This window comes from Rathayibacter sp. AY1D1 (genome assembly GCF_002932635.1).
Lineage (GTDB): Bacteria > Actinomycetota > Actinomycetes > Actinomycetales > Microbacteriaceae > Rathayibacter.
This window is the reverse complement of sequence record NZ_PSVY01000053.1, coordinates 1-8,796: the sequence shown is the minus strand read 5'-3', so window position 1 is coordinate 8,796 and position 8,796 is coordinate 1. Positions and strand designations below refer to the sequence as shown.

The window sequence follows — 8,796 nt, the reverse complement described above, 5'->3', positions numbered from 1 at the left end:
CCGCCGCGGCCTGCGGCCTGGTAGGACTGAAGCCCTCCCGCGGACGCATCGCCGCGCTCTCCGGCATCGGCGGGGTCGGCGGCCTGACGGTCGGCGGGCGGAGCGGAGAGCGGGGGTCGGAGCGGACCCGCGCGGGCGTCCCCGGAGCGTCACTCCACCGCGTCGGCGACCGCGGTCACGACCGCGCGGAACCGGTCCGGCGCCTCGCGGATCCGCCGCCGGAGGAGGACCCCGGCGAGCGCCGACGAGGCGGGTGCGGCGACCAGCTCGCACTCGACCCGGGCCCCCTCCTCGTCCGCCAGGACCCGCCACTGCTCGACGCCGAGCACGGGGAGCCGGCGCTCGAGCCCGCTCCCCCGCCGCTCGTAGGCGCCGTCGGCGGCGAGGACGTCCGCGAGGGCGGCGAGCACCGGGGCGGGGTCGGCGTGGAGGACGGAGGCGAGGGCGAGGATGCTGCGCACGGCGGCAGTCTCGCACGCCCCCGCGTCAGGAGCGGGCGTCGAGGACGCGCCGGAGCCAGTCGAACGACGCCTTGGGCACGCGGTCCCGGCTGCGCGTGTCGACGGCCACGAGCCCGTGCGGGCGGCTGTAGCCGTGCTGCCACTCGAACGCGTCGACCAGGGTCCAGAGCTGCACGGCCTCCACCGGCAGTCCGTCGTGTACGGCCTCGGCGAGAGCGGCCAGGTGCGCCCCGAGCCAGCGGATCCGCTCCGTGTCGACGATCGCACCCTCGCGATCGGGCTCGTCGGAGTAGCTCGCGCCGAGCGCGGTCACCACCAGCGGCGGCAGGGCGTCGCCGTAGCGCTCCACGAGGGACCGCAGCACCGAGACCACCGCCCAGGGTGCGACCGGCGAGCCGTCGCCCGTGCGGTCCAGCTCCGGCCAGGGCGCCGTGTGGAAGGGGAGCGCGGGAGGAGCGCCCACCCCGGTCGGCAGCGCCGGGTCGCGGCCCGCCACGATCCGCAGCGGCGGCAGCGGCGCGACCGCGTAGAAGTCGAGCGGAGCCGAGATGCGCGCGAGGTCGACCGGATCCGCCTGCGCGAGGGCGCCGAGGAACGGCGGCAGCTCCTCCGGTCCGACCGGGTAGGACCCGGTCAGCACGGCGTCGGCCACCAGGCGGTTCCGCAGGACGTCCGCCAGGGAGGCGAAGGCGCGGTCCCGGTCGTCGTCGGAGGCGGGCTCGACGGGCGCGAGCGCGTCGACGAGGCCGATCCTCCCGGTCACCTCCGCCGCCCGCAGCGCCTCCAGCGCCACGCCGTGCCCGAGGAGCTGGTGGTGCAGCGCCGGCAGGGCGCTGAACAGCCGGCCGGCGCCCGGCGCCTGCCGCGCGAGCGCGTAGCCCTCGAGCATCACCGTCGACGGCTGGTCGAGGGTGATCCAGTCAGCGACCCGGTCGCCGAACCGCCCGCCGAGCTCGAAGGCGAGATCGCCGAAGCGGAACGCGGTGTCGCGGTTCATCCAGCCGCCGCTGAGCGCCGACGGGGTGTCGCGGTGGTGCAGGGTCAGCGCGACCCGGATCCCCGTCTCGGCGAGCCCGTCGAGCAGGCGGTCGTAGAAGCCGAGCCCTCCGCGGTCGATCGGCCCGCGTCCGTCGGGCTGCAGCCGGGGCCACGAGACCGAGAGCCGGAGCTCGTCGACGCCGAGATCGACCAGCAGCGCGAGGTCCTCGCGCCAGCGCAGGAGGAAGTCCGTCGCGATCTCGGGAGTGGCCTCCTCGGCGATCGTCCCCCGTCGCAGCGCGAAGTCGTCCCACACCGACCGGCCGCGGCCGCCCGTCTCGAGGGAGCCCTCCGTCTGGAAGGCGCTCTGCGCCAGTCCGATGCGCAGGCCCGGCGGCAGGAGTGCGCCCAGCTCGCGCGGATCGTCGAAGCGCGCAGCCTCGACGCGCACCTCCCGCCGATCGCGCCCGCGGGCCTCGTCTTCGCGCATTCCACTGTCCTCCGGATCTGATCGACGGGTATATTCTCGCGGAAGCGCTCTCCCGGATCTCCCCGACTCCCCCGACCGGCTGAGACGCCTCCTCCGGATGGTGTACATCCGGGAACAGTGGTGCGGCGCGCTTGACAGCTCCCCCCTGCCCCCGTGCAATGGACGCATCGTGAAATCGGGCGTCGACGTGGCAGTACCGGGGGGTTCACCGGTCGTGCCGGTGCCCCGACTCCGCCGATCCCCGCGGCGCACGGCCGCCCTGCTGCTGGTGCTCCTCGCGGCCGTCGCCTCCGTCTCCGGGCTGGCCGCTCCGGCCGCGCAGGCCGCCGCTCTCACGATCACCGCTCCCTCCTCCGGCGCGGTCCTCAGCACGGGAGCGACGACGGTCACCGGCACGGCGACGGCCGGGGACCAGGTGCAGATCGGGCTCCGCGGCGGCGGCGACCCCCTCTGCATCACCACCGCGGGCCCCGACGGCGGCTGGAGCTGCGCCGTCTCCCTCGACGACGGGCCGGCGACCCTGGTCGCGGTGGAGCTCCTCGCCGGCGGCGAGACCACCTCGGCCGCCGTCCCGATCGCCGTCCTCAGCGCCCCCGTCATCGAGTCGGTCGACGGCTCGGCGACCTCCGCGGGCTCGGTCCGCGGCACGGCCTACCCCGGCGCGAGCGTCGCCGCGGTCTCGAACGGCGGCGCCGCGTGCCTGGCCACCGCCGACTCCGGCGGCGCATGGTTCTGCCAGCTCGCCCCCACTCCGGCGCCGGGCAGCTACCGCGTCACCGCGACGCAGACCGCCTCCTTCGCCGGCAGCGCCGCCTCGCCGGCCAGCGCGCCGGTGACCCTCGTGGTCGACACCGCTGCTCCTGCCGCCCCCGCCCTCACCTCGCCGTCGGACGGCGCCGCCCTGCCGCTCGGCGGCGCGTCCTACTCGGGGACGGGCGTGGACGGCACCCGCGCCTACGTGTACGTGGACCGGGTCAACACCTGCGACGCGGCGGTCAGCGGAGGCGCCTGGAGCTGCACCGGCGGCACGATCACGGCGGGCGCGCACCGGGTCTCCGCCATCGCTGGGGACAGCGCCGGCAACTACAGCCCGCCGAGCCCCTGGATCGACGTGACCTTCGCGGCGGCGACGACCGCTCCCACCGGCACGCCCAGCGCGACGACGCCGGCCGCCCCCGGTGCCGCGCCCACCGCACCCGGGGCCGCCGCGTCTCCCGCTCCGAGCAGTGCGGCGCCGACCGCGTCCCCGTCGCCCGTCCGCCCCGGGGAGACCGCGCCCACGCCCGAGGACGAGCCGACCGCCGAGCCCACCGCAGCGCCGGTCCCGGATCCCGACGTGGACGGCGGTGACGTGCCGCCGCAGCCCGCCCCCGACGCCGGATCCGAGCCGGGCGGCTGGAGCGCGGCGACCGGGATGACCACCGCGCTGTCCGCCGGATCGCCCGTCGTCTCGATGGCCGACTGGATGCGCTCCCTCGCGCTCGCTCTGCTCTCGCTCGCCCTGGTCGTCGTGCCGGCCCGCCTCGCCGCGGCCGGGCGGGCGCCCCGCGCCGACCGCAGCTGGCACCTCACGGGCCGCAACCGCGCCGCCGTCGAGTACGACGACAAGCCGGACACCGGTCCCGCCTCGCCGCGCCTGATGGTCGTCGGGATGATCGGCTGCGCAGCCGGCCTCGTCCTGCTCTCGGGACGCGTCGACGGCCAGCCCGCCTACCTGCGCCTGCTGATCGCCGTCATCGTGGCCGTCGCCGTGGTCAACGCGGTCGCCGCCGCCGTCCCCGCGCTGGTCGGCCGACGGATCGGCGTCAGCGGGATCGGCGTCGTCGCCGCTCCGCGCGCGCTGCTCCTGGTCGCGGCGGCCGCTCTCGTTTCGCGCTTCGCGGGACTGGACCCGGCGCTCCTCTTCGGCGTGGTGATCGGCCTCGTCCTCCCCGAGGGCGCGTCCGCCGTCGACCGGGCGAAGCTCTCCACCGTCCGCGTCGTCTCGCTGCTGGGCCTCGCCGGACTCGCCTGGGGCGCCTCCGCCGTGGTCCCGCCCGACGGCTCGTTCGGCTCCGTGCTCGCCGCGGAGGTGCTCAGCGCGACCACGCTGATCTCGGTCGGCTCGAGCGTGGTGCTGCTGTTCCCGGTCGGGCGCCCCGCCGGCCGCAGCATCCTGCGCTGGTCCCCGCTGCTCTGGCTCGGGCTCACGCTCCTCGCGACGACCGTGCTGTTCGTGCTGCTCACCCCGACCATCGCGTCCTGGTCGACCGACGGTGGAGCGGGTCCGGTGCTCTTCGCCGTCGTCGCCTTCAGCGCGGTGTGCACGTCGATCTGGGCCTGGCGGCGCTTCGTCGAGTCGGAGTAGCCGGGCTCGGGGGCCCGCTCAGCCGATCGAGACGGGCCGGTCGAGGTCGTCGCCCGGCAGCACGTCGGCCACGGCGCCGACGGTCAGCTCGCGCAGCGTCGCGATGCCGCCGTAGACGCCGAGGAACGCGGTATCGGCCGCGTCGCGTCCCGTCGCGATCCGCACGAGGCTCGACCGCGGCGCGAGCGTCGTCGCGTCGACCGCGCGCCACTCCCCCTCGATCCAGGCCTCCGCGACCGCGTGGAAGTCCATCGGCTGCAGTCCCGGCGCGTACACGGCCGCCAGTCGGGCGGGCACGTCCAGCGCCCGGAGGAGGGCGACGACGAGGTGCGCGAAGTCGCGGCAGACTCCGCGGCGGGCGAGCAGCGTCCGCTCGGCCCCGTCCGTCGGAAGGCTCGAGCCGGGGACGTACGCCAGCCGCGTGCCGACCCAGGAGCTCACCGCGTGCAGGAGGTCCGCCCCGGCCAGGCCGGCGAACTCGGCCCGGGCCGTCGCCCACAGCACGTCCGACTCGGCGTAGCGGCTCGGCCGCAGGTACCGCAGCCGGTCCACCTCGTCGCCCTCGAGCGGAGCGAGGCGTCCCAGGACGCGCGCGGAGTAATCCACGACGAGGTGCCCGACCGGTGCGTCGAGCACGTGCAGCCGGGTGCCGTGCTGGTCGATCACCTCGCGAGCGGGGAGCGGGCGGCCGTCGACGGTGAGCGTCAGCGACTCCTCCGCCCCGTACGCGTCGGCCACCGCGATCGAGAGGACGAGGGCGGCCGGAGCCGCGACGTCGAGGGTCAGGCGGGCCGAGACGTCGCGCTGCATGGGGCTCTTCTCCGGGGCGTGGCGGGTGGGGGTCAGGCGCCCTGCTCGCCCTTCGGCGGCGGGGTGGGGGCGGCGTCCGGCTCCTGCACGAGCTGCAGCCCGCCGGACGAGTTCGCCGAGACGGTCAGCAGGTCGATCCAGGTGCGGTTGATCGAGGGGACCCGTCCACCGAAGTACTTGAAGTAGAGGGGCACGGAGGGGTCGAGCCAGATGCTCGAGCGGCCGTCGCCGACCGCGGGGTCGTCCCGCCAGGAGAAGAAGAAGCTCTCGCGGCGGCGCAGCTTGTTGGCGATGACGATCTGGACGTGCGTGAGCGTGCGGTCGTCGAACTCGATCTCGACTCCCGAGGCTCCGTAGAGCAGCTTCCCCATGGGGGCCTCCCGGCCGCCCGTCGCCGGGCGGTGCATGACGGTGCCCGCGGGCACGAGAAGCGGGACCGTTCCGGCGCCCGCCGTGGACCGGGCGGCTCGCATCCGGACGCGGGCGCCCGGGCTCGGAACCGCCCGGTGACGACTCTAGGCGAGGCGGCGCGGGCGCGCGGGATCCTCGTCCGATTCCCGAACACCGGGCTCCTCCGGCCGCACGGACGACCGGTCCGGGGGCGCACCCGGCGCCCTGTCGGATCCGGGCGGGACGCGCCGGGGCGCTGCCGCGCGCATGTCGGAGGTCGGACGTACGGTACCCGCATGATCGAATGCGCACTCTGCGGAACCGACGCCGTCGTCCTCGACCGCTCCGGCGGCCGCGACACCGAGGAGGAGCTCGTCGTGCTCTGCGCCGACTGCACCCCGGGCGAGATCACCCAGGCCCTCGAGGCCGGGCTGCTCGAGCCCGCTCGACGCAGCGCGCACGCCCGCGCCGCTTAGAGAGCGGCGCGTCGGACGGAGTGCCCCCACTGGGACTCGAACCCAGACTGAGACGATTTTAAGTCGTCTGCCTCTGCCGATTGGGCTATGGGGGCGACCACCGGGAGGAGCGATCCTCCCGGCGGCGGTGTCAGGACTTGGCGGGCTCGCCGCCGACCGGGACCGGAGCACCGGCCTGGCCGGGGATCTGCGCCGGGGCCTGCGCGGCCGGAGCCTCGGCGGCCGGGGCAGCCGGACGCGGACGCGACGCGTAGGTCTCGAAGGAGCCGCGGGGGTACTCGCGGGCCTCGATCGAGGCGATGTCGCGGCCGAGCCAGAGGTTGTTCCACCAGCCCCAGACCACGCGGAACTTGCGCTCCCACGAGGGCATGGCGAGACCGTGGTAGCCGCGGTGCATCACCCAGGCGGGGAAGCCCTTCACAGCGATCTTGCCGGACTGGAACACGCCGATGCCGATGCCCAGGCCCGCGACCGCGCCGAGGTTCTTGTGCACGTAGTCGACCGGCTCCTCGCCGCGGAGCACCGCGGTGATGTTCTTGGCCATGAGCTTGCCCTGGCGGACGGCGTGCTGGGCGTTCGGCACGCAGAAGCCGCCGACGCCGCCGCCGGTGAGGTCGGGGACGGCCGTTGCGTCGCCGGCGCCCCAGGCGCCCTCGACGAGCACGTCGTCGTGGCCGACGCGGAGGTCGGCGCGCACGCGCAGGCGGCCGCGCTCCTCGATGGGCAGGTCGGAGTTCTTGATCGACGGGTTCGCCATGACGCCCGCGGTCCAGATGATGAGGTCCGACTCGAAGCTCTCGCCCGTCGACAGCTGGATGACGCCGTTCTCGGCCGACTTGAGCTGCGTGTCGAGGTGCACGGTGGCGCCGCGCTGGTCGAGGTTCTTCAGCACCCAGTGGCTCGTCTCGAGGGCGACCTCGGGCATGATCCGGCCCATCGCCTCGATGAGGTGGAACTGCGTCTCCTCGAAGTCGATCTCGGGGTAGCGCTTGAGCAGCGCGCTCGCGAAGGAGCGCAGCTCGGCGAAGACTTCGATGCCCGCGAACCCGCCGCCGACGACCGTGACGGTCAGCAGGCGCGAGCGCTCGGGGCCAGCGGGGAGCGACGCGGCCTTGTCGAAGTTCGTGAGCATGCGGTCGCGGATCGCGGTCGCCTCCTCGATCGTCTTCAGGCCGATCGCGTTGTCGGCGACGCCCGGGATCGGGAAGGTGCGCGAGACGGAGCCGGCGGTGACGACGATCTGGTCGTACTCGAACTCGTAGGGCTCGCCCACGGTCGGGGTGATCGTCGCGGTGCGGTTCGCGTGGTCGATCTTCGTCACCTTGGCGGCGAGGATCGCGGTCTTCTTGAGGTGGCGGCGGAGCGAGACGATCGCGTGGCGCGGCTCGATCGACCCCGCGGCGACCTCGGGGAGGAAGGGCAGGTACGCCATGTAGGGCAGCGGGTCGACGATCGTGACCTCTGCCTCGTGCGGGCGGAGCTGCTTCTCGAGCTTCCACGCGGTGTAGAAGCCGGCGTAGCCGCCTCCGACGATCAGGATTCTGGGCACGGTTGACTCTCCAAGAGGGATGGACAATGCGAACACCCTCACGCAATGCGAAGTGCCCGCTCTCGATGCGGTGGGCAGCACTGACCCCGACTGGGAATCAGCTTAGCGAAGAGCGCGCCGGTGGTGGCGCCTCCGTGGCTCCGGTAGGAGCGGCTACGCGTCGAGCGGCCTGCAGGCGCAGCGCTCGGGAGACCAGTCGGCGCGGGCCAGGGCCAGATCGCCGATCGGATTGACGCCGGGGCCCGCCGCGAGGGCGTGCGCGGCGAGGGCGTGGAGGCACTTCACCCGCGAGGGCATGCCCCCGGAGGAGATGCCCGCGATCTCGGGGACGGAGCCGACGCTCTCGCGGTCGGCCAGGAACGCCCGGTGCGCAGCGGCGTACGCCTCGCGCAGCTCCTCGTCCTCGGCGAGCATCGCGTTGTACTCGACCATGACCTGGGTGGCCTCGAGCTGCGAGATCGCGGCCGTCGCGGCGGGGTGGGTCAGGTAGTAGAAGGTGGGGAACGGCGTGCCGTCGGACAGGCGGGGGCTCGTGGAGACCACCGTCGGGTCGCCGCAGACGCAGCGGGCGCTGATCCCGACGACGTCCCGGGCGGGACGGCCCAGCTGGGCGGAGACGACCGCGATGTCGCGCTCGGACGGCGGATCGAAGGGGGGCGTGGTCACGGGGGCTCCAGAGGACGGACGGCCGGGAGGACGCTCCAGTGTACGCGGGGCCGGGCGGGGGCGACGGGGTCGGGCGGGAGCTACGGAGTCGGTGTCAGCTCATCGGCGGTCGGCTCGCCGAGGCCCGAGACCGCGATCGAGGACAGCAGGGATCCGGCCCAGTCGCTCGGGGTCTCCTGCACCGTGTCGCTCGCGGGCTGCTGCGCCTGCTGGGCGAGCGTCACGTCGTCGAGCACGAGGTAGCTCACCTCGCCGGGCATCACGAAGTACAGCCGCTCGCGGGCCTGCGCGCGGATGAACGCCGGGTCGGACCAGCGGGTGCGCTGCTCGTCGAGGTTCTGCGCCTGGGTCTTGGCCGCGTCGACCGAGCGCTGCAGCTCGGCGATCTCGGCGCGCTGCTCGACGAAGTTCTTGATGCTCGGGGCGAGCACGACCACCGCGAGGATCATGATCCCCATCACCAGCAGCGTGAAGCCCGAGCCGCGGACGCCGGCGATCCACGCGGACGAGGGCGGAGCGGGCGGCTGCTTCGGGCGGGGGGTGCGCGGGGCGGATGCGGCACGGGGCGCGGAGGGCGTGCGGGAGCCGGAGGCTCCTCGCTTCTTCCCGGCGGACGTCGTGCCGGCGGC

General features: G+C 74.7%; 9 protein-coding genes and 1 tRNA gene. 2 read left to right on the top strand and 8 right to left on the bottom strand.

Translation table 11 applies throughout. The features are described 5' to 3' along the window. Positions 1-149: 149 nt before the first annotated feature. Together C5C56_RS17055 and C5C56_RS17050 are read right to left on the bottom strand one after the other, a co-directional pair. A complete protein-coding gene (locus C5C56_RS17055; protein ID WP_104250106.1) occupies positions 150-461 on the bottom strand; it encodes a hypothetical protein in 312 nt (103 codons plus the stop codon). 25 nt (positions 462-486) lie between these two features. Next, on the bottom strand, positions 487-1,929 hold the full coding sequence (locus C5C56_RS17050; RefSeq protein ID WP_181137628.1) for a glycoside hydrolase family 1 protein: 1,443 nt from the start codon (positions 1,927-1,929) through the stop codon (positions 487-489). A 220-nt stretch (positions 1,930-2,149) separates the two neighbouring features. Between C5C56_RS17050 and C5C56_RS17045 the strand changes: the two genes are divergently transcribed. Then, positions 2,150-4,276: a hypothetical protein gene (locus tag C5C56_RS17045; RefSeq protein WP_181137627.1), complete on the top strand. Its 2,127-nt coding sequence runs from the start codon at positions 2,150-2,152 to the stop codon at positions 4,274-4,276. Between the two features lie 18 nt (positions 4,277-4,294). Here the strand turns inward: C5C56_RS17045 and C5C56_RS17040 are convergent, their stop codons facing one another. Together C5C56_RS17040 and C5C56_RS17035 are read right to left on the bottom strand one after the other, a co-directional pair. Next, positions 4,295-5,086, bottom strand: a complete 792-nt coding sequence (locus tag C5C56_RS17040) for a transglutaminase family protein (RefSeq protein ID WP_104273843.1) — start codon at positions 5,084-5,086, stop codon at positions 4,295-4,297. A gap of 32 nt (positions 5,087-5,118) precedes the next feature. Then, positions 5,119-5,457 (bottom strand): ATP-dependent DNA ligase, encoded by a 339-nt coding sequence (locus C5C56_RS17035; protein WP_068211888.1) that lies wholly within the window; start codon positions 5,455-5,457, stop codon positions 5,119-5,121. Between the two features lie 315 nt (positions 5,458-5,772). Here C5C56_RS17035 and C5C56_RS17030 point away from each other — a divergent pair, with 315 nt between their 5' ends. Further along, positions 5,773-5,952, top strand: coding sequence for a hypothetical protein (locus C5C56_RS17030; RefSeq protein ID WP_104225020.1), 180 nt, complete (start codon positions 5,773-5,775; stop codon positions 5,950-5,952). A gap of 21 nt (positions 5,953-5,973) precedes the next feature. Here C5C56_RS17030 and C5C56_RS17025 read toward each other — a convergent pair. From C5C56_RS17025 to C5C56_RS17010, 4 genes are all read right to left on the bottom strand, one after another. After that, positions 5,974-6,047 (bottom strand) — tRNA-Leu (locus tag C5C56_RS17025). Between the two features lie 35 nt (positions 6,048-6,082). Then, positions 6,083-7,501 carry an NAD(P)/FAD-dependent oxidoreductase gene (locus C5C56_RS17020; RefSeq protein ID WP_104225019.1) on the bottom strand — a complete coding sequence of 473 codons (1,419 nt, stop codon included), beginning with the start codon at positions 7,499-7,501 and terminating at the stop codon, positions 6,083-6,085. Positions 7,502-7,654: 153 nt separating this feature from the next. Then, entirely contained in the window at positions 7,655-8,167 is a 513-nt protein-coding gene (locus C5C56_RS17015; protein WP_104227430.1) for a DUF501 domain-containing protein, read from the bottom strand. 80 nt (positions 8,168-8,247) lie between these two features. Continuing rightward, the coding region (locus tag C5C56_RS17010; RefSeq protein WP_308471514.1) for a septum formation initiator family protein at positions 8,248-8,796 on the bottom strand (549 nt) is incomplete at its 5' end.

Coding starts and splice junctions, on each gene's coding strand:
- C5C56_RS17050 (WP_181137628.1), bottom strand. CDS start 1,929: ATGCGCGAAGACGAGGCCCGCGGGCGCGATCGGCGGGAGGTGCGCGTC.
- C5C56_RS17040 (WP_104273843.1), bottom strand. CDS start 5,086: ATGCAGCGCGACGTCTCGGCCCGCCTGACCCTCGACGTCGCGGCTCCG.
- C5C56_RS17030 (WP_104225020.1), top strand. CDS start 5,773: ATGATCGAATGCGCACTCTGCGGAACCGACGCCGTCGTCCTCGACCGC.
- C5C56_RS17035 (WP_068211888.1), bottom strand. CDS start 5,457: ATGGGGAAGCTGCTCTACGGAGCCTCGGGAGTCGAGATCGAGTTCGAC.